This window comes from Pacificoceanicola algae (assembly GCF_049341065.1).
In the GTDB taxonomy this organism is placed as follows: Bacteria; Pseudomonadota; Alphaproteobacteria; order Rhodobacterales; family Rhodobacteraceae; genus Pacificoceanicola.
Genome location: NZ_JBMPIX010000001.1, coordinates 151,033 through 176,722, shown reverse-complemented (window position 1 = coordinate 176,722; position 25,690 = coordinate 151,033). Strand labels below are relative to the sequence as shown.

Below are 25,690 nucleotides of genomic sequence, written 5' to 3'. Positions count from 1 at the left end.
AACGGCAAGCCAACCGAAATAGTTTGGGAATGTCCCCTTTGCGGACCTAGCAACGCTACTCCAAAAGCTGAAGGCAGCACGAAACAACCTATCGATGATCAGATGTCCTGCTGCTAGATTGAACCCAAATCCGTAGTTTGAGCTTATCCACCTTATGCATATCCTTGCCGACTATCCGCCGCCGCGATCTTGGGATCAGTTCGAGGAACTGTGTGCCGATGTTTTCCAGTCGTCTTGGCAGGACCCGGCAATGGTTAGACACGGCCGTGCTGGCCAGCGGCAGCATGGCGTGGACATCGTAGGTCGCAATGGTGCGATTTATCCCATTGGCTTGCAATGCAAACGGCGTTCAAGGTGGCCAGTTTCCCGGCTCACCGCCAAGCAAATCGATAATGAGGTACTGGCGGCTCAGGAGTTCCGGCCAAAGCTTATGGCTTTTTATATCCTCACCACTGCTCCGGACGATACCACCCTTCAAGCGCACGTGCGCAAAATTAATGAGACGCACAACAAGAACCATCTTTTTGAAGTTGTATTGCTCGGCTGGAGCGAAATCTTACGTCGCGCCTTGAAAGACCCCCAAGTTGCAGACAAGCACTTTGGGGCGAAGGGAAGCGCGTCGCGATCGCCGCTACTGGGTACTTGGCACACTACGCAGGGTAGACTTGAAAAAACCAGTGCAGAGCTTTCGCTGGATTTCCAAGAGCTGTGGGAGGATTTTCAGGATTGGCCCAACGGACACATCGTCATCCGTGATCGCGAGACCGATAGCCTCATTCAGAAGATCGCCGCGCTCGGCGAAAGTCCCCATTCCAAGGTCGAGCGCGAGGAACGTCTAGCACTTCGTCAACAACTTCGTACCTTGAGGCGACACGAAGAAGCTTCCCAGGAAGGGGTAGCTCGTATGTGTACGATGACTGAGCTGCGCACTTATCTATACCGAGTCAAGCAGCCAAAGCTGGCCGCCTTTTGTATCGCCGGGTTCATCAACGAGCAAATGACTGTGCCAGGATCAAGGTCTTGCGCAAGCGGTCTGGCACTTCGAATGAGTCCACCCAACAACGTGCGGGACAGTCGCCTTTCAGCCAACTTGGATGATTGGGCGCTGAAATCCATCGAGACGATAAAAGCCAAACGCGTCGAGATGTTCAACAATCCGCTGACCACAACAGTTGACGAACTTCCTGATGACGTCTTTGCGCAGGTAGCATTCCCCCGAATAATGCGTGGCATCTTGGAAGCACTGGGCGACGAACAGCTTACGCCCGTGCCCACGCTCATGGCTGAGGGGTGGTTCAATATTGGGCATTGGAAACTAGATATCGCCTGAAAGCAACTCGGTCTGGCCCATTGTCGTATTGGACTGTCAAAGATGCGTGCGCGGTTGGGCCGCGAACATCCCGGTTTCAGCATCAAGCGGAGTTGGGTGCTGAGACCGCTCCTCGGCTGCGCTTGGTTCGAATGTCCGGTGAGGGCTCGAAGCGGTCATCCGCGTGCCCGAAATTCTACATTCGTGGCGATTTCTGTGCTTGTGCCATCCTCAAGCCCACGCGTCGCCCAAATCCGCCTTCGATCGGTCAATCCAGTGTTCGCGCAGCCAATCGCAAGGTTTGGAATAGCGGATGAACGACCCCTTCCAGCCGTCCAAGGCATCCGTCATCTTGGGACGGCCATGGAAACAGACCACGCGGGCCTGCGCAGGCAGGCGCGGCGGATGGAAATAATTGCCGGGAAACGGGTTGCAGTCATACTTGAACGACACCACCCATTCGCCCGGAATATAAGTGAAAACTCCGCGGTCCATCGCCTTGTGTGAGGTGTATCGCTGCTCGGACCCGCGCGCGTGTTCGACCTCTTTGTAGGGGTTCGCTGCCAGATCCTCATACAGAAACTGATGAAGGGCGGGATCAAACCGAAAGACCGAGCCATGCCCCGTGGGCCGCCCCTTGCGCTTTTCGGTCCAGTCGTGGCGCATCGCCACCGTTCCCGGCGCCAGAGCGACAATTTCGTCCAACGATCCGGTGATCACTACATCAAGGTCAAAGCCCAAAACCGGCCCCTGCAAATCCGGCACCAATCCGGGCCTGAACAACGACACCTTGCGCATCGCGCCCTGCCGGTTGGCCACCGCCAAAGCCTGCGCCATAGGCTCGGCAAAGGGCTCCACCGGCAGGTCCAGCACTTCGATATCCGGGTGCAGCCCCTCGGCGTGTTCGGTCATGACCATGAAGCGCACCGGCCGCGTCATATTCCGCCGTACGCCGGAATAGAGCCGGTTGACATATTCGGGGCCGAACAGCGTGCCCCACTTGATGCACATGATATTGACTGGCTGCATGGCTCATCCACCTTTGATTTGCCGAAGTCCTATCAACGCTGCACATGATTGACCAGCGCGGGCGGCCCGCCTATCCTGACGTCCGATTGGAACCCGTTTTCGGAGATTTGATGGAGCTTGTCTCATCCCTCCGGGCCGCGCACTGCTGAGTATGCTGCCCGAGCACGCCTTGCGACCCGTATTTTGCGGGCGCGAAACGTTTGTCTCAACGGGATTGATCCATTGACCAACTATACGCTTGCCGACCTTGGATGGTCGGACCATTTCGCCCGTCAACTGACGGAAGACGACACCGCCCTTACCCCTGCCCGCGTTACCGAGGTCCAGCGCGACCGCCTGCGCGCCCTGTCCGCAAAGGGGCCCCTGCGCCTGATCCCTGCGGATCATGCCGGGTCATACGCCGTGGGCGATTGGGTTCTGTGCGACGAGACCCATGCGGTCCGGCGACTTGAGGCGCTGTCCGCCCTGACGCGCAAGGCCGCTGGCCACGTCGCCTATACCCAGCGCATCGCCGCCAATGTCGATACGCTTGGCATCGTCACCAGTTGCAACGCCGATTTCAACGTTGCGCGGCTGGAACGCTATCTGGCGCTTGCCGCCACGGCCGATTGCCTGCCGCTGGTGATCCTGACCAAGCCCGACCTTGCCGATGATCCACAAAGCTACATCAAAGAAGCCCAGCGCCTGTCGCCTGTGCTGACCGCCATCGCAATCAACGCCAAAGACCCGGAAGACGTTGCTCGGCTGCGCCCTTGGTGCGGCAAGGGCCAGACGCTGGCGCTGCTCGGATCCTCCGGGGTGGGCAAGACCACTTTGCGCAACGCCCTGACGGGCGAGGCCAAGGCGACGCAGGCGGTCCGCGAAGACGATGCCAAGGGGCGCCATACGACGACCTTTCGCAGCCTTGTCCCCACCCTCACGGGTGGCTGGCTGATTGACACCCCCGGCATGCGCGAATTGCAACTGGCAGACATGCAGGAAGGCATCGACGAAGTCTTTGACGATCTGACCGAGCTTGCCACGCACTGCAAGTTCCGCAACTGCGCCCATGAGGCAGAGCCCGGCTGCGCCGTTCAGGCCGCCATCGCGAAGGGCGATCTGGACCCGGAACGTCTGTCTCGGTGGCGCAAGCTGCAGGCCGAAGATGCCCACAACTCCGCCAGCATCGCCCAGCAGCGCGCACGCCAGAAAAACTTTGGCAAGATGGTGAAGAGCGCGAAGAAACACAAAAAAGGTCAGACGACCTAAGCAGGACCTTGGGCGCTGCATGGTCCATGCAGCGCCCAGCCCATCACTTCCAATTGCAATACATCCCAGATTGTCCGGGCTCCCGCTTCCAAAGCCCGGAATCGCCTTTTTGGCCAGTGATCCGAGCGCGCATCTGCGCAAAGCGCGGCGCACCGCTATTTGATTTCCCAGACAAAATCCCTCTGCGATGCAGAAAAGACACGGGAGCAGCCTTGCACTCGCAGCAAATAATTGTGCGAACGCAGCATTTCCGCTAAGTAAGTTAGCGCTAACTCAACCCGATACCCTGGAGCTGCCCCATGACGACCCCGCAAATCGACGAAGCCAAAATCGCCGAAGCCGCTTTCTTTCTCTGGCTCGACGAAGGCCAGCCCGAAGGCCGCGACGCTGACCACTGGTTCCGTGCGACGCAGGCCCTGAGCGCGCCCGCGAAAACCCGCAAGCCGCGCGCAAAAGCCGCCGCCCAGCCCGCTGCCAAGAAAGCCGCGCCCAAGGCAAAAGCTGCGACCGAGGCCAAGCCAAAAGCGGCCAAGCCCCGGACGCGCAAGAAAGCCGACGTGTAACCTCACGTCTACGTGGCAGCTGAATAGGTCTTTATTCTAAAACCTATTCACGCCGCGGGCATACGGCGCTCAACGATCTCGGCCCACCAGCTACAGCCTGCCGGGATCGCTTCGTCGTTAAAGTTATATTCGGGGTGGTGAACCATGGCGGTGTCGCCATTGCCCACAAGAATATAGGCACCGGGGCGCTCTTCGAGCATGAAGGCGAAGTCTTCGCCGCCCATGACAATCGGCGCCTCATCGCATTGCCCGGAAATCGACTTGGCGACCTCGGCGGCAAATTCTGTCTGCTCTGGGCTGTTGACCATGACCGGATAGCCAAGATGATAGTCCACGTCGGCGGTGCCACCAAAGGTCGTCGCGATCCCGGCGGCGATCTCCTTGATCCGCTTTTCGGCCAATGCGCGCATCTCCTTGGACTGCGTGCGCACGGTTCCTTTGATGTGCACGCGTTGCGGGATCACGTTGAAGGCCTTGGACGATGTCTCGAACGACGTTACCGAGACGACGATCTGATCCACCGGATCGGCGTTGCGGCTGGCGATCGTCTGCAGGGCCAGCACAAGCTGCGCTGCCATCACCGTGGTGTCCACGGTTTCATGCGGCTTGGCGGCGTGACCGCCCCTGCCCTCAAGATGAATGTCAAACTGATCGGTCGCGGCGAAAAACGCCCCTTCGCGGATCGCAAAGCTGCCCACCGGTTTGCCCGGCCAGTTGTGCATGCCATAGACTTCCTGAATGCCCCAGCGGTCCATCATGCCGTCTTCGCACATCTCCTTGCCGCCGCCGCCGCCTTCTTCGGCGGGCTGGAAGATCACCACCACGGTGCCATCGAAGTTGCGCGTCTCGGACAGGTATTTGGCCGCGCCCAGCAGCATTGCCGTGTGGCCATCGTGACCGCAGGCATGCATGGCATTCGGCGTCTTAGAGGCATATTCCACCCCGGTCTGCTCATTGATCGGCAGGGCGTCCATATCGGCGCGCAGGCCAATGACCTTGCCCGCGCTGTCCGACTTGCCCTTGATCACGCCGACAACGCCGGTGCGCCCGATTCCTTCGGTCACCTCATCGCAACCAAATTCGCGCAGCTTTTCCGCGACAAGCGCGCTGGTGCGGTGCGTTTCGAACAGGATTTCCGGGTGCTCATGGATATCCCGGCGCCAAGCGGTGATTTCATTTTGCAATTCGGCAAAGCGGTTTTTGACAGGCATTTGCGCCTCCTGTGAGTGTATGTTCTGTCGGGCGAGTGGTCTTTGCCGCAAAGCCTGCCACCACTGCCCGCAGGCTGCAACCCGTAACACGATGGGGCGTTACAAGTTCGGCCCGCGCACCAGCTTGGACCCATCAAAGAAGCGTGAAAGGCGAAAGCGCGACAGGTCATGTCCCGGCTCCTTGCCCGCTGCCAGATCCGCCGCGATCCGCCCAAACCCAGGCCCGGCACCAAAGCCGTGCCCGCACATGCCGGTGACCACGATCAAACCGGGGATTTGCGACACATGGTCAACCACAGGCACGACATCCGGCAGCACGTCGATCATGCCCGCCCAACCGGCCTGCTGGCTGACCTCGCCAACGGCTGGGTAGACCTCGGCAAAACTTTGGCGCAGTTCGGCAAGCCTGGCGGCGTTGGGCGCAGGATCAAGGATGCGCATCCGCTCGAACGGGCTTTGCTCATCATCGGCCCAACTGCGCGCCGTGCCCAGCGCATCTGGGTATCCTTTGGGGGCGGGTTTGCGCAGCTTGACGTCGAACTCGCCCGAAATGGCCAACGGCAGATACCGCCGCATATGGCGCAGGCTGTCCGGGCCAAGAAACAGCTCGGCATAGGCAGCGGGGGCCAGCGTATAGCCACCATCGGCGCGCGGACGAAAGGCCATGCGGTCATCCACCGCTGCTGTCGCCACAACCTGAGGCAACGGCCCAGTCGCCATGGCGGTAGAGCGCACGGAAAGCTGCGGGATATCTACCCCGTGCCGACGCAGAAACAGAGAGGACCACGCGCCGCCGGCCAGAACCACCCGGTCCGTTGCAACGCGGCCCGCTTCCGTCACCACGCCCGTCACCGCGCCGCCCGAGCGCTGCAAACCGCGCACGGCACAGCCTTCGCGGATCAAGGCCCCCGCGCCACGCGCCAGTCGCGCCAATTCCGGGACAGCGACCCAGGGCTCGCCCTTCATATCCGTCGGTGTGTGAAGCGCTCCGACCCATGGCGCGTTCGGCTCACCCAACAGCGCCCGGGTCTCGGCCTTGTCCAGCAGCTTTGAGGACACGCCCAACGGCGCCGCCTCTTTCAGCCAACCGGCAAAACCCGCCATCTCCTTGCCGGTCCGCGCAAGATAGGTCACCCCAACCCGCCGCACGCCCAAGCGCCCGTCGCAGTCCTGATCCAGCGCTTTCCAAAGTTCCTGCGCCTCAAGCGCAATGGGAATCTCGGCCAGATCGCGCCCCTGCACGCGTATCCATCCCCAATTGCGGCTGGATTGTTCAGCAGCGACACATCCCTTTTCCAGCACCAAAACGGACAGCCCCTGCCGAGCCGCGAACAGCGCCGTGCTTATGCCGATCACCCCGCCACCAATTACCACCAAGTCGACAGCCTCGGGCAGGTCAGCACCAAATTCAACCGGCCCTTCATCGCGGAACGGGAAAGTCACGCAAGACGCTCCAACAGTCTTTCCATGAAACGCTGGCCTTCGGCGAACTGCTCCAAAGTGATATATTCATCGGGCTGATGGGCAACGTTGATCGAGCCCGGGCCACAGACAACCACTTGGTAACCGCCCGCCTGAAAATGGCTTGCCTCGGTGCCGTAACTAACAAAGTTGTCGCTATTGTCACCGCTGATCTGACGCACCAGTGCCTCGGCCGTATTGCCCTCAACCGGAGCAAAAGGCGGCAAACTGAACTTTTCGACAACCTCGATCCAGGTCTCAGGTCTGATCTTCTGCATTTCGTCGGTCAATTCCGCGACCTTGCCCATGAACAAAGCGCGCCACTCGTCCAGAGACTCGCCCGGAACCACCCGAAAACCGAACCCGAACTCACAGTCCTTGGCCGCAATGTTATGCGCAGTGCCGCCATGGATCTGGCCCACATGCACATTGGTATAAGGCGGATCGAACAGCCCGGCCATTCCGACGGGCGCCGCCTCGGTCATCGAGGCGTTCAGTTGGTTCGCCCAGTCAATCAGCTTGGCCCCCCACATGATCGCGCTGACCCCGGTGTGCAGCAGCGACGAATGAACTTCGAAGCCATGCACATGCACCCACCATGTCACACCGCCCTTGTGACCGGTGACCGCCTTCATCATCGTCGGCTCACCGACGATCACATCCGAGGCTTTGGGCAAATGCGCCATCGCCGAAACCAAAGGCGGCGCGCCGGTGCAGCCAATTTCTTCATCGTAACTCAGGGCAATCTGCAACGGCCGTGAAACGCCCCGGTGCTGCGCCTCAACCAAAGCCCAGATCGCCAAGGCGTCAAAGCCCTTCATGTCGGTGGCGCCCCGCCCGAACAGCTTGCCATCCCGTTCGGTCACCGTGAACGGATCAGAGCCCCAGGGCTGCCCGTCCACCGGCACCACATCCGTATGCCCCGACAACACAACGCCGCCTTCGACCATCGGCCCCACATGGGCATACAAGGCCGCCTTTTCATTGTCCTCGTTGTAGTGGCGATGACAGCTGATACCGTGCCCGGACAGATAAGCCTCGACCCAATCGATCAAAGGTAGATTGCTATCCCGGCTCACCGTGGGAAACCGCACCAAAGCCTCAAGGATCGCCCTCGGCGACATCCGTTCCATCAAAACTCACTTTCCATGTTTCTTTGGGCTCTAAATACCTCGGGGAGCGCGAGGGGCAGCGCCCCTCGCTCCGCCGTCCGAAAATCAGTACCCGCTGTCGGTGGTCAGCACGAAATGCCCCGGGCTGACTTCATTGTATTCCGACGGCGCGGGCTCGTACTCGACCGGGTGGATCGGCGACGGGATCGGCTTGAAGTTCAGGTCCTTCTCGGACTTGCGCCGATGCGGATCGGCAATCGGAACCGCTTTCATCAAGGCCTGTGTATAGGGATGCTGCGGATCCTCAAAGACCGCCTGCCGCGGCCCCAGTTCCACGATCCGGCCAAGGTACATGACCCCGACATTGTGACTCACCCGCTCGACCACGGCCATGTCATGGCTGATGAACAGATAGGACAGCCCCAGATCGGCCTGCAATTCCATCATCAGGTTCAGCACCTGCGCCTGCACAGACACATCCAGCGCCGACACGGCCTCATCCGAAACGATCAGCTTGGGGTTCAGCGCCAGCGCCCGCGCGATCGCGATCCTTTGCCGCTGACCGCCCGAAAGCTCGTGCGGATAGCGCCGCATGAAGCTGCGCGGCAGCTCCACCCGATCGAACAGCCCGGCCACCCGGTCCATCACGGCGCTGCCGGTTTCGGTTCGGTAATTGTTGATCGGCTCGGCCACCTGATCGGCCAGCTGCATCTGCGGGTTGAGCGAGGCAAAGGGATCCTGAAAGATCATTTGCATCTCGCGCCGCTCATCGCGCAGTTCCGATTGCGACAGGGCCATCACATCCACTCCGTCCAGCATGATCTTGCCGGCGATCGGCTCGACCAGTCGCAGGATCGAACGCCCGGCGCTGGACTTGCCGCAGCCCGACTCCCCAACAAGGCTCAGCGTCTGCCCCTTGTTGATCTTGAACGAGACATCCTCGACCGCATGGACGTTCGAGATATGCCGCCGGAAAAAGCCGCCCCGCACTGCAAAGCGCGTGGTCAGCCCTTGCACGTCGAGCAACACCGTGTCCTCGCCCTTGATCGGCTTGACCTCGGATTCCTTGTGGCCCAGCAGGCGCATGGGTTCAGGCAAGGTCTTGCCTTTCATCTCGCCCAGCTTGGGGACCGCCGCCAGCAAAGCCTGCGTGTAGGGATGTTGCGGCGCTTCAAATATCTGCTCGACGGTGCCCTCTTCGACCTTGTTGCCGCGGAACATGACAACCACGCGGTCCGCCATCTGCGCCACCACCGCCATGTCGTGGGTGATGAACATAACGGCGGTGCCGGTCTCGCGCTTGAGCCGGTCGATCAATGCAAGGATTTCGGCCTGAATGGTCACGTCCAGCGCCGTCGTCGGCTCATCCGCGATCAACAGGCGCGGCTCGCAGGCCAGCGCCATGGCGATCACCACCCGCTGGCGCATGCCGCCCGACAATTCGTGCGGGTATTGTTTCAGCCGCCGCTCCGGCTCGGGGATGCGCACTTGCCGCAGCAGTTCCAGCGCCCGCGCCTCGGCCTGCGCCCGCGACATGCCCTTGTGGACCCGCAATCCTTCGGTCAACTGGCGGCCCACCGTGAACACCGGGTTCAGCGCGGTCATCGGCTCCTGGAAGATCATCCCGATCTCATTGCCGCGAATCGTCCGCATCAGCCCCTGTCCGGCCTGCGCCAGATCGATCTCTTCGCCATCCTTGCGGTCAAAGAGCAGTCGGCCATTGGCGATCTCGCCGCCGCCGTATTCCACCAGCCGCATCAGCGACAGTGACGAAACCGATTTCCCGGAGCCGGATTCACCAACGACACAAACGGTTTCGCCGGAATTGATGTCAAACGAGACGTCCTCGACCCCGACCACCGGGCCATCCTTGGTCTGGAATTGAACCCGGAGTTTTTCGATCCGGGCAATCGGGCCTGCTGTCGTGTCGTCGAGCATTTTGCGTCCTCTCTTCGTCCTCCTGACGGTAAGGCTATGTTTTCAGCACTGTCAAACCTTCAACTGCTTAACTCGAAGGCAATGCTTGCAATTTGCGCAAACTCTGTTTCGATGGTGGGCAGAGTGGGGATGTATGTGACGCGCGTATTGCCGGGATGACACCGAATATGGTCCCTTGCAGTCCGTAGGCACAGCCGACAACCTCGCCGCAATCAACAAGAATCGGGCATTGCCCCGGTCCAACTAGGAGTGAGACATGAAGCTTAGAACCCTCATGCTGGGGGCCGCCGCGTGCTTTGCACTGGCCCCAGCCGCCTTTGCCGAACGCGGTGCGGACGGCGAAGTAAAGATCATCTACTGGCAAGCCCCTTCCATCCTGAACCCCTTCCTTTCGGGCGGTACCAAGGATGTCGAATCCAGCTCGATGATCATCGAACCCCTGCTGCGCTATGACGAAACCGGCACGCTGGTCGCTTGGCTGGTCGACGAAATCCCGACGCTGGAAAACGGCGGTCTGCGCGAGGATCTCAAGCAGATTACCTACAAGCTGACCCCGGGCCTGAAGTGGTCGGACGGCACGGATTTCACCTCGGAAGACGTGAAATTCACCTACGAGTATTGCACCCATCCCGAAGGCGGCTGCGCACAGTTGACCAAATTCGGCGGCATTACGTCGGTCGAAACACCGGATGCGTCCACCGTGGTGATCAACTACGAAAACCCGATGCCGAATCCCTACACGGCCTTCGTCGGCGGTGAGAGCCCGATCCTGCAGAAAGCCCAGTTCGCAGACTGCCTTGGCGCCGCGGCCTCTTCGTGCACCGAGCAGAATTTCAACCCCATCGGCACGGGCCCCTTCGTGGTGGACGAATTCAAGCCGAACGACGTGATCACCCTGTCGGCCAATCCCAACTACCGCGATCCGGCCAAGCCAGCCTTTGCCAAGGTCACCTTCAAAGGTGGCGGCGATGCGGCGGCTGCGGGCCGCGCGGTGATGGAAACCGGCGAATTTGACTATGCCTGGAACCTTCAGCTGGCCCCCGATGTGATCGCCAGCATGCAAGAAGGCGGCAAGGGCGTTCCCGTGGCAGGCTTTGGTCCGCTGCTTGAGCGCATCATGCTGAACAACACCAACCCCAGCCCTGATCTTGGCCCGGACGAGCGCTCTGTCGTGCGCCCGCACCCCTTCCTGAGCGATCCGGCGGTTTACAAAGCCATGTCCATGGCCATTGACCGCCCGCTTCTGGTTGAGGTCGGCTATGGTCAGGCTGGCCGTGTCAGCTGTTCCTGGGTTCCGGCCCCCGAAGCCTTTGCCATCGAAGTCGAAGGCTGCGACGTGCAGGACATCGACGGCGCCAAGGCCATGCTGGATGCCGCTGGTATCGTCGACACCGACGGCGACGGCGTGCGCGAAAAAGACGGCGTGCCGCTGTCGATCCTCTATCAGACCTCGACCAACGCCGTCCGTCAGGACTTTCAGGCTTTGATCAAGGACTGGTGGGAACAGATCGGCATGGAAGTCGAACTGCGCAACGTCGACAGCTCGGTCTTCTTCGGCGGGGACGCGGGGTCGCCCGACACCTTCCAGAAGTTCTATGCTGACGTCGAAATGTACGCCAACACCTTCAACGGCACCGATCCGCAAGCCTATCTTGGCAACGGTCTGTGCGACAAGGCTCCGCGTCCGGAAACCCAGTGGCAGGGCGAAAACATCTCGCGCTTCTGCGACGAGGAATTCGATGCCCTGCACAAGCAGCTGTCCGAGACCGCAGACATGGCCGAGCGCCATCGTATCGGCAAAGAGCTGAGCCGCATCGCGTTCGAGCGTGGATCGCTGATCCCGCTGGTGCACCGTGGCCGTCTTTCGGCCCATGCCAACTCGCTTGGCGGTGTGAAGCTGAACGTCTGGGACTCCGAGCTTTGGAATGTCGCGGACTGGTACCGCATGCAGTAAGGACGGCGGCGGGGGAAACCCCGCCCCGACCAACGGTAAGGCGGTTTTGCCGCCTTACCTGCTGAACCGAACAAAAAGAAACTTCTGACCCGAGGCGCCGATGCTTTCATACGCCCTGCGACGGTTGATCCTTTCGATCCCGACGCTTCTGTTCATCAGTTTCGTGATTTTCATGTTACTGCAACTCGCCCCCGGCGATCCCATGGCCCAAGTGCCATTGACCGTCCCGGACGAGGTCAAACAAAAGATGCGAGAGGCGCTTGGCGTAGGCCAGCCGCCTTTGGTGCAATACTGGAAATGGCTGGTCCAGGTCTTCTGGGTCGAACCGCAGGTCTTCTTTGACTGGCTCTTTGGCACCGATTTCTCGGAAGGCAAGCAGCGCGTCATCTCGTGGCAGACACGGTCCCCGGTGATGGACATCGTGGTGCAGCGTATTCCGCAGACCCTGACGGTTGTGGGCGTGGCCTATGTGGTGGCGATCCTGATCGCCATTCCGGTTGGTATCTATTCCGCCTACCGCCAGTATTCGGTGTTCGATCAGGCCGGTACCTTCGTGACGATGATCGGCTTTTCGATCCCGCCTTTCTTTACTGGCCCGCTATTGATCGTGATCTTTTCGGTACAACTTGGCTGGTTCCCGTCGATCTATGACACCACCCACGTGGTCAAGGACTGGGCAAGCTTCAAAGTACAACTGCAACAGATGATCATGCCGGTGATGGTTCTGGCCCTGCAGATCACGGCGCAGCTGTCGCGCTACATGCGCGCCACCATGCTCGACAATCTTAATCAGGATTACGTCCGCACCGCCCGCGCCAAGGGCCTGTCCGAAGCGGTGGTGGTCATGGTGCACGTGCTGCGCAACTCGATGATCCCGGTGGTCACGGTGATCGCGCTTGGCATCCCGTCGATCTTCGGCGGCGCCATCATCACCGAGAACGTCTTCAAGGTGAACGGCATCGGGCAGCTTCTGCTCACATGGCTGTTCGCGAACGATCTGCCGGGTGTGATGACGCTGACCTTTATCTTTGCTGTGCTCATCGTGATGTTCAACCTGATTGCCGACATCCTCTACGGCATCCTTGACCCGAGGATCCGCTATGACTGACCCCGTGCCCGCAAGCCCAACCCCAATCGAAGCGCTCAAGGATACCGCCCCCCTCGCCCCGCCCAGATCGCGCGGCAAGGATGTCTGGGATCAGTTCCGCAAGCACAAGGGGGCAATGTTCGGCCTTGGGTTCCTTGTCTTCATCACGCTTGTGGTGCTCATCGGCCCTTATATCTGGACGGTCGATCCGCAAAAGCTGGACATCCGAAACAAGGACATGCGCCCGATCTACACCGCAATCTGGGATTCAGGCGCCAAGGTCAGTTGGGCCAAACCGCTCGGCTCGGACCAGCTTGGCCGCGACAACCTTGCCCAGATCATTGCCGGCGGGCGTGCCTCGATGGCCGTGGGCTGGGCGGCGATGATCCTCAGCCTTGTGATCGGCACGGCCATCGGCGTTCTGGCGGGATACTTCCGCAAGATCGACGGCTTGCTGATGCGCACAACCGATCTGTTCCTCGCGCTGCCGATCCTGCCGCTGCTGCTCTTGGCGGTGACACTGTTCCGACAACCGCTACGCGCGGGCTTTGGCCCCGAAGGCGGCATGTTCATCCTGATCGTAACGATCATCGCCATCACGTCATGGATGCCAACGGCGCGCATCGTGCGCGGCGATGTGCTTGCCATCAAGGAACGCGAATTCGTGCTTGCGGCCCGCTCGATCGGCACCACAAACGGCAAGATCATCCGCAAGCACCTTTTGCCCAACGTCCTCTCGCCCATCATGGTTTCGGCCGCGCTGGGTCTGGCCACAGCCATCATCACTGAATCCGCGCTCAGCTTTCTTGGCGTCGGCTTCCCCTCTGACTTCCCGACCTGGGGCAAGATGCTGGCCGACGCCGTGCAGAGGATGGAGCAATACCCCGAGCGTGTGATCCTGCCGGGAATCGCCATCTCGGTCACCGTCCTGTCGGTGAACTACATCGGCGACGGGCTGCGCGACGCGCTGGATCCGCGTATTCGCGGGCGCTGAACCAAATAAGGACAGTCAGACCAAGACCCAAAGGGGCGGCAGAACTTCTACCGCCCCTTTTTCATGGCCCGGAACATTTGTTCGCACCGCAAGGGTCCCAGCGGAAAAACGTTCCAACAGACCGGCGGCAGCCTATAAACAAAGGCCTTGCCAGCTGTCCACTTGGCCCTTCATTGGAACATTATTCCAAACCGGAGGTTGCCCCATGTTCGAATCCCTTGGCTTCGAAACCCTCACCGCGCCGCAAGTGGCGGTCTATTTCGCCCTTGCCCTTGGCGCGCTTTACGGCGTTCTGGCTGAACGGACCAAGTTCTGTTTCCGCCGCGCCCTGATTGGTGAAGACCGCCGCGCCGCCATGGGGGTCTGGCTGACGGCTCTGGCCGTTGCCCTGCTCGGCACCCAAGGGGCTGTTTACATGGAGTGGATTGCCTTTGCCGACCACCGCTTTATGGCAAGTGACCTGCCGCTGATCGCCATCCTTGCGGGCGGCGCGCTATTCGGCGCGGGCATGGTTTTGACGCGCGGTTGCGCATCGCGGCTGACGGTTCTGGCGGGGACGGGCAACCTGCGCGCCCTCACTGTGCTGGCGGTCTTTGCAATCGTGGCCCACGCAACGCTGAAAGGCGTGCTCGCCCCCTTGCGCACTGCGCTCGTCGGCCAGACCATTGCATTGGACAGCGCCGCGCTGCCGGGCAATCCGCTGATCTGGACAGCTGCCCTCGCACTCGCCACACTTGCCTATGCGCTGCGGTCAGGCAACCGCCCGGGCACGCTGATCCTTGCCGCTGCGCTTGGCCTTCTGGTGCCGCTGGGCTGGGTCGGCACGGGCTTTGTCCTGTTCGACGACTTCGACCCGATCGCCATGGAAAGCCTCAGCTTCACTTCCCCTTGGAGCGAGACCCTGTTCTGGACCGTTGCCGCCACATCGATCCCCGCAGGCTTTGGCGCAGGGCTGATTGGAGGCGTCCTGCTGGGCGCGCTTGCCTCGGCCCTCGCGGCGCGTCGTTTTGTCTGGCAAAGCTTCTCGACCCCGGTTGAAACCGGCCGCTACCTGACTGGCGCGGCGCTCATGGGTGTTGGCGGCGTCCTTGCTGGTGGCTGCACCGTGGGCGCTGGACTATCGGGTGTTCCGACGCTGTCGATCGCCGCCATTTTGGCGCTGGCCGCCATCACCGTCGGCGCTTTGGCCACCAACGCCGCGCTGTCTCGCACGGCTCAGGGTGGTTTCAACACCGTTCCGGCAGAGTAACGCGCTACACCTTGTTACAACGTCCGGTGCAGCTGTGCCGTAAGAGCTGCGGGGCATCGCCCCCCGGTCCGACTTACGCTCTACAGATCCGGCCCATGCGTTTCCATCGACATACGTATGCGCCGGATCAACAGCCAGACAAGCAGCACCACAGGTACCACCGCCAAGGCCGTCAAGGTTCCCTTGGACAGGCCCAAAGGTTCGGCCACCGGATACAGCAGGTAGCTGACCAAAGAGACCGCGTAATAGCTGATTGCCACGACCGACAGCCCTTCGACGGTTTTTTGCAGGTGCAACTGCATTTCGGCCCGCTGGTTCATGCTTTCCAACAGTTGCTGGTTCTGCGCCGAGCGTTGCACCTCGACCCGGGTTCGCAGCAAATCGCCCGCGCGCATCGCCCTGTCCGACATGGAACCCAGTCGCCCTTCGGTGCTTTTGACCGTCCGCATGGCGGGCAGATAGCGCCGGGTCATGAATTCAGCAAAGGTCTGCCGCCCCAGAAACCGTGTCTCGCGCAGAACCTCGATCCGCTTGTGCACCAAGGCCTCGTAGGCCCCAGTCGCCCCCAGCCGGAACGAGGACTGCGCGGAAAGGCTTTCCAATTCCGCCGAAACCGAGAGCAAGGCTTTCAAGGTCTCTTCTTCGGGACCTGTGCCTTGGGTCATTGCCTCCATCAGGCGGGTCAGTTCTTCGTCGATCTCGCCCATGCGCGGGCCGATGTGGCGTACCCGGGTGAACCCCAGCATCGACATCGTCTTGTAGGTTTCGACCTCGCAAAGCCGCTGAACGATCCGGCCCACGCGGCGTTCGCCCACCCCCTCCGAGGTGAAAACGGCAAAGCGCTGGTGTCCGGCCGGATCAATCCGGAAATCCCCGGCGATCACGGCATCGTCGTCCAGCACCCGGCTGACCGCGACGCTTTCCGCGACCATCCAGCTGTCCAGCAACTCGCCGATCTCATCGTCACTGGGGCGCGGCGCGATCCGGATCATTGCCGAGGTCACCCGCACCCCGGGCGCGGACTCGAGCCAGTCTTCGGGAAAGACGTCAAAATCCGCCGGATCGAACGGCCTTTCGCCCAGCCCAGACAGAAACACCGTATAGGTCACGAATTCCGTGTGCTGTTCCCATTTCAGAGTGTGCTTGCCGATCCGCGCCGAAAAATGTGTCGCCCCCGGCTGCGGGTGCCCTGTCCCGTGACGGTCCAGCAGATCGATCAGGTGCTCCATGTCCTGCCCGCGGTCGCGCGTGGCGGCATTCCAAGGCTGCTTGATCGCCAGATAGACCGCACGGCAAGGCGCTGTCAGTGAGGGAAAGGGCCGCGCGTGCAGCTCATTGGCCAGCTGATAACGCAGAGGATGGTCCTGAATCGGCGGCATGGTCGTGTGTCCTTGTCAGTTCTGCGCAAACTACAAAGGACACCGCGCATTAGAAAGGAAAAAATCAATATTTTCAGCAAGTTAGGGGAATGCAATTGTATACCGTGCAAATATTTTAAAATTCCGCACGGATTTCAACGCCTTACGGGCGCGTGTAGCGGCTGATCATTTTGTAGTCTTTTCGCGGTCCACGCACCTGCCAGACGGCTTGCCACGACGGCCACGCAGCAAAGTCATACTCAACATCGTATTGATCCGGGTCGCACCAATGGCCTGCCGCCCCGCCCTGCATCGGCACCTGGTGGAAAAACCGCCCATCGCCGAAATGGACGCTCAGGTCCGATGCCCAGCGATAGCGCCGCTCGGCCTGAAACCGCCCCTGCCCGGCAATCTCCAGCCAGCCGCTTTCGGTGTAGAGCGCGCCAGTTCCTTCGGCCTGCCAAACGGCCTCGCCCGTATAAGTAGCGCGGGTGCCATCGCCATGTGCGATCGTCCGGTCCAGATGCCACGCACCAAGGAAATCCCCAAGAGCCACCGCTATGCCGATCTGCTTTTCCATGGGGCAATTCGCTAGCACAGAAAGCGGGCCGCCCGCCAGCGCCAGCCTGCCGCCTTGCCTCGGCCCGCCCTGCGGCGTATGACGCGCGCAACATCAGACGCCAAGAGGACGCTGCCCATGATCCCCCGCTATTCCCGCCCCGAAATGGTTGCCATCTGGTCACCCGAGACCAAGTTCCGCATCTGGTACGAGATCGAGGCCCATGCCTGCGACGCGATGGCCAAGCTGGGCGTGATCCCGCAGGAAAACGCGGATGCGGTCTGGAAAGCCAAGGACGTGGAATTCGACGTCGCCCGCATTGATGAAATCGAAGCGGTGACCAAACATGACGTCATCGCCTTTCTGACCCATCTGGCCGAGCATGTGGGCAGCGAAGAGGCGCGTTTTGTACATCAGGGCATGACTTCCTCGGACGTGCTCGACACCTGCTTTAACGTGCAGCTGGTCCGCGCCTCTGACATCCTGATCAAGGACATCGAAGGACTGCTGGCGGCGCTGAAAAAGCGCGCCTACGAACATAAGGACACGGTGCGCATTGGCCGCTCGCACGGCATCCACGCCGAACCGACGACCATGGGGCTGACCTTCGCGCGTTTCTACGCCGAGATGGACCGCAACCTGTCGCGCATGCGCGACGCCCGCGCGGAAATCGCCACCGGGGCGATCTCGGGCGCGGTCGGCACCTTTGCCAACATCGATCCGGCGGTCGAAGAACATGTCTGCGACAAACTGGGCCTCGTCCCCGAGCCGATTTCGACGCAGGTCATCCCGCGCGACCGTCACGCGGCGTTTTTCGCCACGCTGGGCGTGATTGCCAGCAGCATCGAGAACGTCGCCATCGAAATCCGCCACATGCAGCGCACCGAGGTGCTGGAAGCCGCCGAATTCTTCTCGATGGGGCAAAAAGGTTCCTCCGCGATGCCGCACAAGAAAAACCCGGTCCTGACCGAGAATTTGACCGGCCTTGCGCGTCTGGTGCGCATGGCCGTTGTCCCGGCGATGGAGAACGTGGCGCTGTGGCACGAACGTGACATTTCGCATTCGTCAGTCGAACGCAACATCGGGCCGGACACCACGATCACGCTGGATTTCGCCCTGTCACGCCTGACCAGCGTCATCGACAAGCTGTTGGTCTACCCGCAGAACATGCTGGACAACATGAACAAATTCCCCGGTCTGGTCATGTCGCAGCGTGTGCTGCTGGCCCTGACGCAGGCCGGCGTGTCGCGCGAGGATGCCTATCGGCTGGTCCAGCGCAACGCGATGAAGGTCTGGGATCACCGCACCGACTTCCGCGAAGAGCTTCTGGCCGACGAGGAGGTGCGCGCCGCCCTGTCCGAGGAAGAGATCAACGAAAAGTTCGACCTTGGCTATCACACCAAACATGTCGACACGATCTTTGCCCGGGTCTTCGGCGAAGACTGAAACCTGAGTATTGATTTCAAGGCGACAATCGCGCGGGACACCTCTCCCGCGCGATTTTCTTTTGTAACTGGTCGGGGTTGCTGTCGGGCGTGGGCATCCGAATATGCCGGAATGGATGAAACTCGGCATGCCAGCGCAAGAATCCTGTGCAAATCATCGCTGATCAGAAAGAAAATTTGGATTTTCCTTTGACCGATGCGGGGCCAATGCTACCTTGGGATGTACCGTAACAGGAGGAACGTTATGACACTGAAGACGCTTCTCGTCGCTGCCGCGATTTTTGGGGGCTCCGGCTTTTCCGCCCTCGCGGCATGCTCGGGACATTCTGATCAGGCAATGACCTGCACAGATGGAACCGCCTACGACGCTGAGACTGGCACTTGTAAAGTTGTGACCGGATAACACGACTATTTCCCCCTCATGGAAAGGCGGCCTGTGCACGAGGTCGCCTTTTTCTTTTGTCGGTTCCGCTGCGACTATTCGGAAGGCTATCCATTGCTTCCCCGTCCGGCGATGACTATTCCCCGTCTTTTTCAATTTGAGCCATTGTGGCGCGGTTTGCTTAACCGCCCGGAAACCTTGCTGGGGTAACGATTTTCCCAACGGGCCGCGCGCCCAGCATTGACGGAGCCCCCGATGAACAACATGACAGCCCTTGCCCTGCCCGGCCCGCGCTCTGCCCGGGTAAAGGGGGTTCTGTCGCGCCGGGCCAAAGCTGCCATCATCGTGCAGTTCCTGTTGAACGAAGGGGCCGATGTCCCGCTGTCCTCCCTGCCCGACGAACATCAGACTGAACTGACGATCCTGCTGGGCAACATGCGCTATATCGACCGCGAAACGTTGAACGCGGTGGTGCATGAATTCTCGGAAGAGCTGGAGCAAGTGGGTCTGTCCTTTCCCGGCGATATGGCCGGGGCGCTGACGGCGCTGGACGGCAAGATCAACCCGCGCACCGCATTGCGCCTGCGCAAAGAGGCGGGCGTGCGCCAAACCGGCGATCCGTGGGAGCGAATCAACAAGCTGGATGTCGAACGGCTCGAGGCGCTGGTGCAATCCGAAAGCACCGAGGTTGCCGCCGTGATGATGTCCAAGATCGACGTCGCCAAGGCCGCACAGGTACTGGCGAAACTGCCCGGCGACAAGGCGCGGCGCATCAGCTATGCCGTTTCGATGACCACGGGGGTTACTCCGGACGCGGTTGACCGCATTGGCCTGTCGCTGGCAGCACAAATTGACGCCGAGCCGCCCAAGGCCTTTGCCGCCAAGCCAAACGAAAGGTTGGGGGCGATCCTGAACTATTCCAACAGCGCGGTGCGCGACGAGCTGCTTCAGGGGTTGGAGCAGGAAGATGCCGCATTTGCCGATGCCGTTCGCAAGTCGATCTTTACCTTCGCGAATATCTCTGAACGTTTGAACGCCATCGACGTGCCCAAGATCACGCGCGATGTCGAGGCCGACGTTCTAGCCACCGCAATCGCCGCCGCCGAGACCGAACAGGAAAGGCTGGCCGCCGATTTCCTGCTCGGCAATATGTCAAAGCGCATGGCCGAAGCGATCCGCGAGGAAGCGGATGCCAAGGGCACGGTCAAACCCAAGGTTGGCGAAAAGGCGATGAACGCCGTGATTTCGGCGATCCGCGATCTGGTGGATGTGGGCGAGATTGAGTTGCTGAACCCCGACGACGCCGACGACTGACGCTTTTGCAAATGCCCCCGCTCTTGCAGCTGTATACCGCGACGCGTAAAACGAGCGGCGAAACCGAGCGAGACACTTTGTGGGCAACGTCAAGAAAGCCAAGAAGAAAGCGCGCGTGCACGGCGGCTGGCAAGACCGGCTTTCGGATTACGTTCTGCGCGGGTTGATCTGGACTGCCCTGCGTCTCCCGGTGCGGACAAGGTTGAAGGTGGTCAGCTGGATCGTGCGGCGCTTTGTTGCCCCCCTGGTCGGCTGGCCGGCGCGGGTGCGGGCCAATCTTTACCATGTCTGGCCCGACCTGCCCGAACCCGAAGTTCGCCACATCACGGATCAGGTGATCGACAACGTCGCCCGCGCCTTTATCGAAAACTACGACGTGCCGGAAATGCTGGCGCGGGGGGCGCGGAACTCAATCGGAGGCGCGGGGCTTGCGGCCGTCGAACAGGCCCGCGCCGCGGGCCGGCCCGTTTTGTTCGTCTCTGGTCACTACGGCAGCGCCGAATGTGCCCGTTGCGCAATGGTGGCGCGCGGCTACCAGATCGGCGGGCTGATCCGGCCGATGTCAAACCCGTTCTTCAATGAACATTACACCAAGAACATGCACGATATTTGCGAGCCGGTGTTTGAACAGGGTCGCCGCGGAACGATGGGCCTGATCAAGCACATCCGCGATGGCGGCATGGCGGTTCTGCTGTTCGATGTCTTTGACAGCGCCGGCGTTCCGATTGATTTTCTTGGCAAACCCGCCCCGACCCTGACCTCGGCCGCCGACATCGCGTTGAAAACCGACGCTCTGGTGGTTCCATTCTTTGGCATCCGTCACGCCGACCGCTACGGCTTTGACGCAATTTTCGAAGACCCGATTGCCCATGGCGATCCGGTAGAGATGATGCGGCAGGCGACCCAAAGGCTCGAGGCGCGGATCAAGGACGATCCCGGGCAATGGATGTGGCTGCACCGCCGCTGGAAACCCAAGCGGCAGGCCAAACATCAGCGCAAGCGGGCAGCGGCCACGATGCGGCCATAACGCGGCTCTTGCAGCAGAACGACCACCGGCTGGTCCCCTTCGATCGGGAACCGCGCCTGATAGGGATCTTCCCCGTCCCATTCGCCGACAACCTGCCAGTTTTCGACAATATGCGTATAGGTGATGCGCTGACCCGCGTTCTCGCCGCGCGTTATATCGACCTCGCGGCGCGGCTCGTAGCGCACGATGTGAATCTCGCAGGGCATCATGACCGCATCGGACTGGGCATTGACGATCAGTTGCCCGCCTTGCCGGGAAATCTGCAACTGAACCGGCGTCGGGTGCATGGCGTGTTTCTGGATCAGCTCGGCCACCTTCATGGGGCGTGAGCCGACGGCATCCTCGGCACCGTTCACGATGATCTGCGGCGTGTAGATCATCTTTTCGCCATGTGCACGGGCATAGCCCTTTTGCCGCTGTGTGAAACCAGGCATGGCAAAGCGGTCTTTCCAGCCGATGTAATCCCAATAATCGACATGCAGCGCCAGCGGAATCACATCGTCCCGATCCGCCAATTGGGCCAGCAAAGCATCAGCAGGCGGACAGGACGAACAGCCCTGCGAGGTGAACAGTTCAACCACTACGGGATGGGCTTGTACCTGGTCCTGAGCCTGCACCTGCATCCCGGCAAAGGCCCATAGGGCGGCTGTCAAAAGTGAACGTCTGAGCATGAATCCGTTACCGTTTGTCCGGCTGTCCGATGTGTTTAAGGGACCGCACATGAAATAACCAATCAATGTTTTGAGAGAGCGCGTGTGCGGCAGGCGTTCAAAATTGTGTACAATGGCATACAAAAACGCCGCACCCCCCTTGATTGCGCATTGTCCTTAGGGCATGAAGCGCGCAAGTCATTCCAAATAGTCACCGCACCCGGAGGTATTGTACCCATGCCCATCACCGTAGGCCATGACAGCGCCAAGACGCGCAAAACCCTTGAGGCTGGCGGCCAGACCGTCGCCTATTACTCGATCCCCGCCGCCGAAGCCGCCGGGCTCGGCGACTTCTCCAAACTGCCCGCCGCCTTGAAGGTGGTGCTTGAAAACATGCTGCGTTTCGAGGACGGAAAGACCGTCACTTTGGACGACATCAAGGCATTTTCCGAATGGGCCACCAATGGCGGCAAAGCCAACCGCGAACTGGCCTACCGTCCGGCCCGCGTGCTGATGCAGGACTTTACCGGCGTTCCCGCCGTGGTCGACCTCGCAGCCATGCGTGACGGCATCAAGGCCCTTGGTGGCGACCCGCAGAAAATCAACCCGCTGAACCCGGTTGATCTGGTCATCGACCACTCGGTCATGATCGACGAATTCGGCAACCCGCGCGCCTTCCAGATGAACGTGGACCGCGAGTATGAGCGCAACATGGAGCGCTACACCTTCCTCAAGTGGGGCCAGACCGCGTTCAACAACTTCCGCGTTGTGCCCCCGGGCACCGGCATCTGCCACCAGGTGAACCTAGAGTATCTGGCCCAGACCGTCTGGACCGACACCGACCAGAATGGTGACACCGTCGCCTATCCCGACACGCTGGTCGGCACCGACAGCCACACCACCATGGTCAACGGCGCCGCCGTTCTTGGCTGGGGCGTTGGCGGGATCGAAGCCGAAGCCGCGATGCTCGGCCAGCCGATCTCCATGCTGATCCCCGAAGTCATCGGCTTCAAACTGACCGGCACCATGATGGAAGGCACCACCGGCACCGACCTTGTTCTGAAGGTCGTTGAAATGCTGCGCGCCAAGGGCGTTGTCGGCAAGTTCGTGGAATTCTACGGCGATGGTCTGGACCGCCTGCCGCTGGCTGATCGCGCGACCATCGCCAACATGGCCCCCGAATACGGCGCCACCTGCGGCTTCTTCCCGATCGACGACGAAACCCTGCGCTACCTGACCAACACCGGTCGCGACAAGGATCGCATCGCTCTGGTCGAAGCTTATGCCAAGGAAAACGGCTTCTGGCGCGGCGCCGATTATGCCCCGGTCTACACCGACACCCTGGAACTGGACATGGGCACCATTGTCCCGGCCATCTCGGGCCCCAAGCGTCCGCAGGACTATGTCGCGCTGACCGAGGCCGCATCGGCCTTTGAAAACGTCATCGCCGAATTCCGCGGCATCGACATTTCCGCAGACGCCAAGGACATGGCCGACGAAGGCCCCGTAGCCACCAAATCCGTCTCCATCGGTAAAACCGCCGCCGTTGAAGGTGAGGATTATGAGCTGAAGGACGGTTCGGTCGTGATCGCATCGATCACCTCGTGCACCAACACTTCGAACCCCTACGTGATGATCGGCGCTGGCCTCGTGGCCCGCAAGGCCGCCGCACTTGGCTTGACCCGCAAGCCCTGGGTCAAGACCTCGCTTGCGCCGGGTTCGCAGGTTGTGTCCGCCTATCTTGAGGCCGCTGGCCTGCAGGAAGATCTGGACAAGATCGGCTTCAACCTTGTTGGCTATGGCTGCACCACCTGTATCGGCAACTCGGGCCCGCTTCAGCCCGAGATTTCCAAGGCGATCAACGACAACGATCTGATCGCCACTTCGGTGCTGTCCGGCAACCGCAACTTCGAAGGCCGTATCAGCCCCGATGTGCGCGCCAACTACCTAGCCTCGCCGCCGCTGGTCGTTGCCTATGCGCTGGCCGGTGACATGAACATCGACATCTCCAAAGATCCGATCGCCCAGACGCCGGACGGCAAGGATGTCTACCTGAAAGACATCTGGCCCACCACGCAAGAGGTCGCGGAAATGGTCGAACAGACCGTTACGCGCGAAGCGTTCCAGTCCAAATATGCCGACGTCTTCAAAGGCGACGAAAAGTGGCAGGGCGTGGAAACCACCGACGCCGAGACCTATGACTGGCCAGCAACCTCGACCTACATTCAGAACCCGCCCTACTTCCAGGGCATGTCCAAAGAGCCGGGCACCATCAGCAATATCGACGGTGCGCGCGTTCTGGCCCTGCTGGGCGACATGATCACCACCGACCACATCTCGCCCGCGGGCTCGTTCAAGGAAACCACCCCCGCCGGTCAGTATCTGGTCGAGCGTCAGGTTCCAGTGCGCGAGTTCAACTCCTACGGATCGCGTCGTGGCAACCACGAAGTGATGATGCGCGGCACCTTTGCCAACATCCGCATCAAAAACGAGATGCTGGATGGCGTTGAAGGCGGCTACACCAATGGCCCTGACGGCGCGCAAACCTCGATCTTTGACGCGGCCATGGCCTATCAAGAGGCTGGTACCCCGCTGGTCATCTTCGCGGGTGAGCAATACGGCGCAGGTTCTTCGCGTGACTGGGCCGCCAAGGGCACTGCGCTGCTGGGCGTCAAGGCCGTCATCGCCGAGTCGTTTGAACGCATCCACCGCTCCAACCTCGTTGGCATGGGCGTCATTCCCTTCGAGTTCACCGGCGGTGACACTCGCAAGTCGTTGGGCCTGACTGGCGAGGAAACGGTTTCGATTTCCGGCCTCGACACCATCAAGCCGCAGGAAGTGGTGCCTTGCACCATCACCATGGCCGATGGTTCGACCAAGGAAATCCAGATCAAGTGCCGGATCGATACCGCGATCGAGATCGAATACATCGAACATGGCGGCGTTCTGCACTACGTGCTGCGCGATCTGGCCAAAGCCAGCTAAGCCCCTCATTCGATGACAAGAAATTGGCCCCCGGCAGCGATGCCGGGGGTTTTCTTTTTTCTGCGCCTTGCTAACGTCCCGATATGAAGATCCTTGCTGCCTTGTTTCTGTGTACCCTGCCTTTTTGCGCCTGGTCCGAAACCGACGGCCTTCCCGACTGTTTGCGCTTGAATCCGAATTCCGAAGCGAAAAAGGTTCTGACCGCCTGCAATGACATGCTGGGCGACAAGCGCGAGGTCGATGTTCACCGGCGCGCGGCGGCCTTGGCAGCACGCAGGACCGCCCCGCACGAATTCGGACAATTGGACCGCAGCATCAAATATCTTGGCGCTTCGGTCGCGTTGTTTCCCGACACCGGCAACATGCGCATGCTGGCATGGAGCCTGCGGACAATCGGACGCGCCAAAGAGGCAGAAGAACTTTACACCCAAGTCCTCGAAACCGATGACCATTGGCAAGGGTGGCTGTCGCGCTGCGTCGTGCGGCAAGACCTTGAGGCCTATGCAGGCGCCGCGCGGGATTGCGACAAGGCGTTGGCGCAAGACACCAACAACCTCGATGCCCTCTTCTTCGCGGCGCGCGCCAATAATTTTCTGGGGCGGACCGAAAAAGCTCGAAAACTGGCAGAAAAGGCCATGGGGCTGGCGCCGGCCGACCCTCGGCACGTGGTCGAATACGTCTGGGCCTTGCATCTGGCCGGAGACACCTCGCGCGCGCTTCAAACCGCAAAAGACGCGCTGAAAACCTTCCCGGACGACCCCGGTCTGCTGCTGTTTATTGCGCAATAAGTCTGCGCTCGCCTCAGCCCGACCGCC

20 protein-coding genes are annotated in these 25,690 nt (G+C 60.8%); 12 read left to right on the top strand and 8 right to left on the bottom strand.

Annotated elements, in window-relative coordinates; all coding sequences use genetic code 11:
* The first annotated feature begins 154 nt into the window (after positions 1 to 154).
* Positions 155 to 1,330, top strand: a complete 1,176-nt coding sequence (locus ACOYQJ_RS00825) for a hypothetical protein (protein ID WP_422904097.1) — start codon at positions 155 to 157, stop codon at positions 1,328 to 1,330.
* 210 nt (positions 1,331 to 1,540) lie between these two features.
* Here the strand turns inward: ACOYQJ_RS00825 and ACOYQJ_RS00820 are convergent, their stop codons facing one another.
* Entirely contained in the window at positions 1,541 to 2,338 is a 798-nt protein-coding gene (locus ACOYQJ_RS00820; RefSeq protein WP_422904096.1) for a glycosyl transferase, read from the bottom strand.
* Between the two features lie 222 nt (positions 2,339 to 2,560).
* Between ACOYQJ_RS00820 and rsgA the strand changes: the two genes are divergently transcribed.
* Both rsgA and ACOYQJ_RS00810 read left to right on the top strand, forming a co-directional pair.
* Complete coding sequence (gene rsgA / locus ACOYQJ_RS00815) at positions 2,561 to 3,586, top strand: ribosome small subunit-dependent GTPase A (RefSeq protein WP_422904095.1); 1,026 nt, start codon at positions 2,561 to 2,563, stop codon at positions 3,584 to 3,586.
* A 299-nt stretch (positions 3,587 to 3,885) separates the two neighbouring features.
* Entirely contained in the window at positions 3,886 to 4,149 is a 264-nt protein-coding gene (locus ACOYQJ_RS00810) for a DUF2934 domain-containing protein (RefSeq protein WP_422904094.1), read from the top strand.
* Positions 4,150 to 4,196: 47 nt separating this feature from the next.
* Here ACOYQJ_RS00810 and ACOYQJ_RS00805 read toward each other — a convergent pair whose 3' ends face one another.
* From ACOYQJ_RS00805 to ACOYQJ_RS00790, 4 genes are all read right to left on the bottom strand, one after another.
* Positions 4,197 to 5,360, bottom strand: coding sequence for a M20 aminoacylase family protein (locus tag ACOYQJ_RS00805; RefSeq protein ID WP_422904093.1), 1,164 nt, complete (start codon positions 5,358 to 5,360; stop codon positions 4,197 to 4,199).
* 99 nt (positions 5,361 to 5,459) lie between these two features.
* Positions 5,460 to 6,803, bottom strand: coding sequence for an NAD(P)/FAD-dependent oxidoreductase (locus ACOYQJ_RS00800; RefSeq protein ID WP_422904092.1), 1,344 nt, complete (start codon positions 6,801 to 6,803; stop codon positions 5,460 to 5,462).
* The gene (argE, locus tag ACOYQJ_RS00795) at positions 6,800 to 7,957 is read right to left on the bottom strand and encodes an acetylornithine deacetylase (protein WP_422904091.1); all 1,158 of its coding nucleotides are present in this window, start codon (positions 7,955 to 7,957) and stop codon (positions 6,800 to 6,802) included. Before argE ends, ACOYQJ_RS00800 begins: the two co-directional genes overlap by 4 nt.
* An 81-nt stretch (positions 7,958 to 8,038) precedes the next feature.
* A complete protein-coding gene (locus tag ACOYQJ_RS00790) occupies positions 8,039 to 9,871 on the bottom strand; it encodes an ABC transporter ATP-binding protein (RefSeq protein ID WP_422904090.1) in 1,833 nt (610 codons plus the stop codon).
* Positions 9,872 to 10,127: 256 nt separating this feature from the next.
* On the opposite strand from ACOYQJ_RS00790, the gene ACOYQJ_RS00785 reads away from it, so the two are divergent.
* The 4 genes from ACOYQJ_RS00785 (at position 10,128) to ACOYQJ_RS00770 (ending at position 15,155) form a co-directional block, all read left to right on the top strand.
* Positions 10,128 to 11,825 carry a peptide ABC transporter substrate-binding protein gene (locus ACOYQJ_RS00785; RefSeq protein WP_422904089.1) on the top strand — a complete coding sequence of 566 codons (1,698 nt, stop codon included), beginning with the start codon at positions 10,128 to 10,130 and terminating at the stop codon, positions 11,823 to 11,825.
* A 100-nt stretch (positions 11,826 to 11,925) separates the two neighbouring features.
* The gene (locus tag ACOYQJ_RS00780; RefSeq protein ID WP_422904088.1) at positions 11,926 to 12,933 is read left to right on the top strand and encodes an ABC transporter permease; all 1,008 of its coding nucleotides are present in this window, start codon (positions 11,926 to 11,928) and stop codon (positions 12,931 to 12,933) included.
* Positions 12,926 to 13,906, top strand: coding sequence for an ABC transporter permease (locus tag ACOYQJ_RS00775; protein ID WP_422904087.1), 981 nt, complete (start codon positions 12,926 to 12,928; stop codon positions 13,904 to 13,906). The genes ACOYQJ_RS00780 and ACOYQJ_RS00775 overlap by 8 nt, the downstream gene beginning before the upstream one ends.
* Before the next feature lie 205 nt (positions 13,907 to 14,111).
* Positions 14,112 to 15,155, top strand: a complete 1,044-nt coding sequence (locus tag ACOYQJ_RS00770) for a YeeE/YedE family protein (protein WP_422904086.1) — start codon at positions 14,112 to 14,114, stop codon at positions 15,153 to 15,155.
* An 80-nt stretch (positions 15,156 to 15,235) separates the two neighbouring features.
* Here the strand turns inward: ACOYQJ_RS00770 and ACOYQJ_RS00765 are convergent, their stop codons facing one another.
* Both ACOYQJ_RS00765 and ACOYQJ_RS00760 read right to left on the bottom strand, forming a co-directional pair.
* The gene (locus ACOYQJ_RS00765; protein WP_422904085.1) at positions 15,236 to 16,534 is read right to left on the bottom strand and encodes a DUF3422 family protein; all 1,299 of its coding nucleotides are present in this window, start codon (positions 16,532 to 16,534) and stop codon (positions 15,236 to 15,238) included.
* Between the two features lie 142 nt (positions 16,535 to 16,676).
* On the bottom strand, positions 16,677 to 17,093 hold the full coding sequence (locus ACOYQJ_RS00760) for a DUF6314 family protein (RefSeq protein ID WP_422904084.1): 417 nt from the start codon (positions 17,091 to 17,093) through the stop codon (positions 16,677 to 16,679).
* Between the two features lie 117 nt (positions 17,094 to 17,210).
* Here ACOYQJ_RS00760 and purB point away from each other — a divergent pair, with 117 nt between their 5' ends.
* The 3 genes from purB (at position 17,211) to ACOYQJ_RS00745 (ending at position 21,240) form a co-directional block, all read left to right on the top strand.
* On the top strand, positions 17,211 to 18,518 hold the full coding sequence (purB, locus tag ACOYQJ_RS00755; protein ID WP_422904083.1) for an adenylosuccinate lyase: 1,308 nt from the start codon (positions 17,211 to 17,213) through the stop codon (positions 18,516 to 18,518).
* A gap of 636 nt (positions 18,519 to 19,154) precedes the next feature.
* Complete coding sequence (locus ACOYQJ_RS00750; protein WP_422904082.1) at positions 19,155 to 20,213, top strand: flagellar motor switch protein FliG; 1,059 nt, start codon at positions 19,155 to 19,157, stop codon at positions 20,211 to 20,213.
* Between the two features lie 79 nt (positions 20,214 to 20,292).
* Entirely contained in the window at positions 20,293 to 21,240 is a 948-nt protein-coding gene (locus ACOYQJ_RS00745) for a lysophospholipid acyltransferase family protein (protein ID WP_422904081.1), read from the top strand.
* Here ACOYQJ_RS00745 and ACOYQJ_RS00740 read toward each other — a convergent pair.
* Positions 21,204 to 21,911 carry a DUF1223 domain-containing protein gene (locus tag ACOYQJ_RS00740; protein ID WP_422904080.1) on the bottom strand — a complete coding sequence of 236 codons (708 nt, stop codon included), beginning with the start codon at positions 21,909 to 21,911 and terminating at the stop codon, positions 21,204 to 21,206. The genes ACOYQJ_RS00745 and ACOYQJ_RS00740 overlap by 37 nt on opposite strands.
* Positions 21,912 to 22,127: 216 nt before the next feature.
* On the opposite strand from ACOYQJ_RS00740, the gene acnA reads away from it, so the two are divergent.
* Both acnA and ACOYQJ_RS00730 read left to right on the top strand, forming a co-directional pair.
* Positions 22,128 to 24,875: an aconitate hydratase AcnA gene (gene acnA, locus ACOYQJ_RS00735; protein WP_422904079.1), complete on the top strand. Its 2,748-nt coding sequence runs from the start codon at positions 22,128 to 22,130 to the stop codon at positions 24,873 to 24,875.
* 83 nt (positions 24,876 to 24,958) lie between these two features.
* Entirely contained in the window at positions 24,959 to 25,663 is a 705-nt protein-coding gene (locus ACOYQJ_RS00730) for a tetratricopeptide repeat protein (protein ID WP_422904078.1), read from the top strand.
* Positions 25,664 to 25,690 lie beyond the last annotated feature (27 nt).

Coding starts and splice junctions, on each gene's coding strand:
- ACOYQJ_RS00825 (WP_422904097.1), top strand. CDS start 155: ATGCATATCCTTGCCGACTATCCGCCGCCGCGATCTTGGGATCAGTTC.
- ACOYQJ_RS00820 (WP_422904096.1), bottom strand. CDS start 2,338: ATGCAGCCAGTCAATATCATGTGCATCAAGTGGGGCACGCTGTTCGGC.
- ACOYQJ_RS00810 (WP_422904094.1), top strand. CDS start 3,886: ATGACGACCCCGCAAATCGACGAAGCCAAAATCGCCGAAGCCGCTTTC.
- ACOYQJ_RS00805 (WP_422904093.1), bottom strand. CDS start 5,360: ATGCCTGTCAAAAACCGCTTTGCCGAATTGCAAAATGAAATCACCGCT.
- ACOYQJ_RS00790 (WP_422904090.1), bottom strand. CDS start 9,871: ATGCTCGACGACACGACAGCAGGCCCGATTGCCCGGATCGAAAAACTC.
- ACOYQJ_RS00785 (WP_422904089.1), top strand. CDS start 10,128: ATGAAGCTTAGAACCCTCATGCTGGGGGCCGCCGCGTGCTTTGCACTG.
- ACOYQJ_RS00780 (WP_422904088.1), top strand. CDS start 11,926: ATGCTTTCATACGCCCTGCGACGGTTGATCCTTTCGATCCCGACGCTT.
- ACOYQJ_RS00775 (WP_422904087.1), top strand. CDS start 12,926: ATGACTGACCCCGTGCCCGCAAGCCCAACCCCAATCGAAGCGCTCAAG.
- ACOYQJ_RS00770 (WP_422904086.1), top strand. CDS start 14,112: ATGTTCGAATCCCTTGGCTTCGAAACCCTCACCGCGCCGCAAGTGGCG.
- ACOYQJ_RS00765 (WP_422904085.1), bottom strand. CDS start 16,534: ATGCCGCCGATTCAGGACCATCCTCTGCGTTATCAGCTGGCCAATGAG.
- ACOYQJ_RS00760 (WP_422904084.1), bottom strand. CDS start 17,093: ATGGAAAAGCAGATCGGCATAGCGGTGGCTCTTGGGGATTTCCTTGGT.
- purB (WP_422904083.1), top strand. CDS start 17,211: ATGATCCCCCGCTATTCCCGCCCCGAAATGGTTGCCATCTGGTCACCC.
- ACOYQJ_RS00750 (WP_422904082.1), top strand. CDS start 19,155: ATGAACAACATGACAGCCCTTGCCCTGCCCGGCCCGCGCTCTGCCCGG.
- ACOYQJ_RS00740 (WP_422904080.1), bottom strand. CDS start 21,911: ATGCTCAGACGTTCACTTTTGACAGCCGCCCTATGGGCCTTTGCCGGG.
- acnA (WP_422904079.1), top strand. CDS start 22,128: ATGCCCATCACCGTAGGCCATGACAGCGCCAAGACGCGCAAAACCCTT.
- ACOYQJ_RS00730 (WP_422904078.1), top strand. CDS start 24,959: ATGAAGATCCTTGCTGCCTTGTTTCTGTGTACCCTGCCTTTTTGCGCC.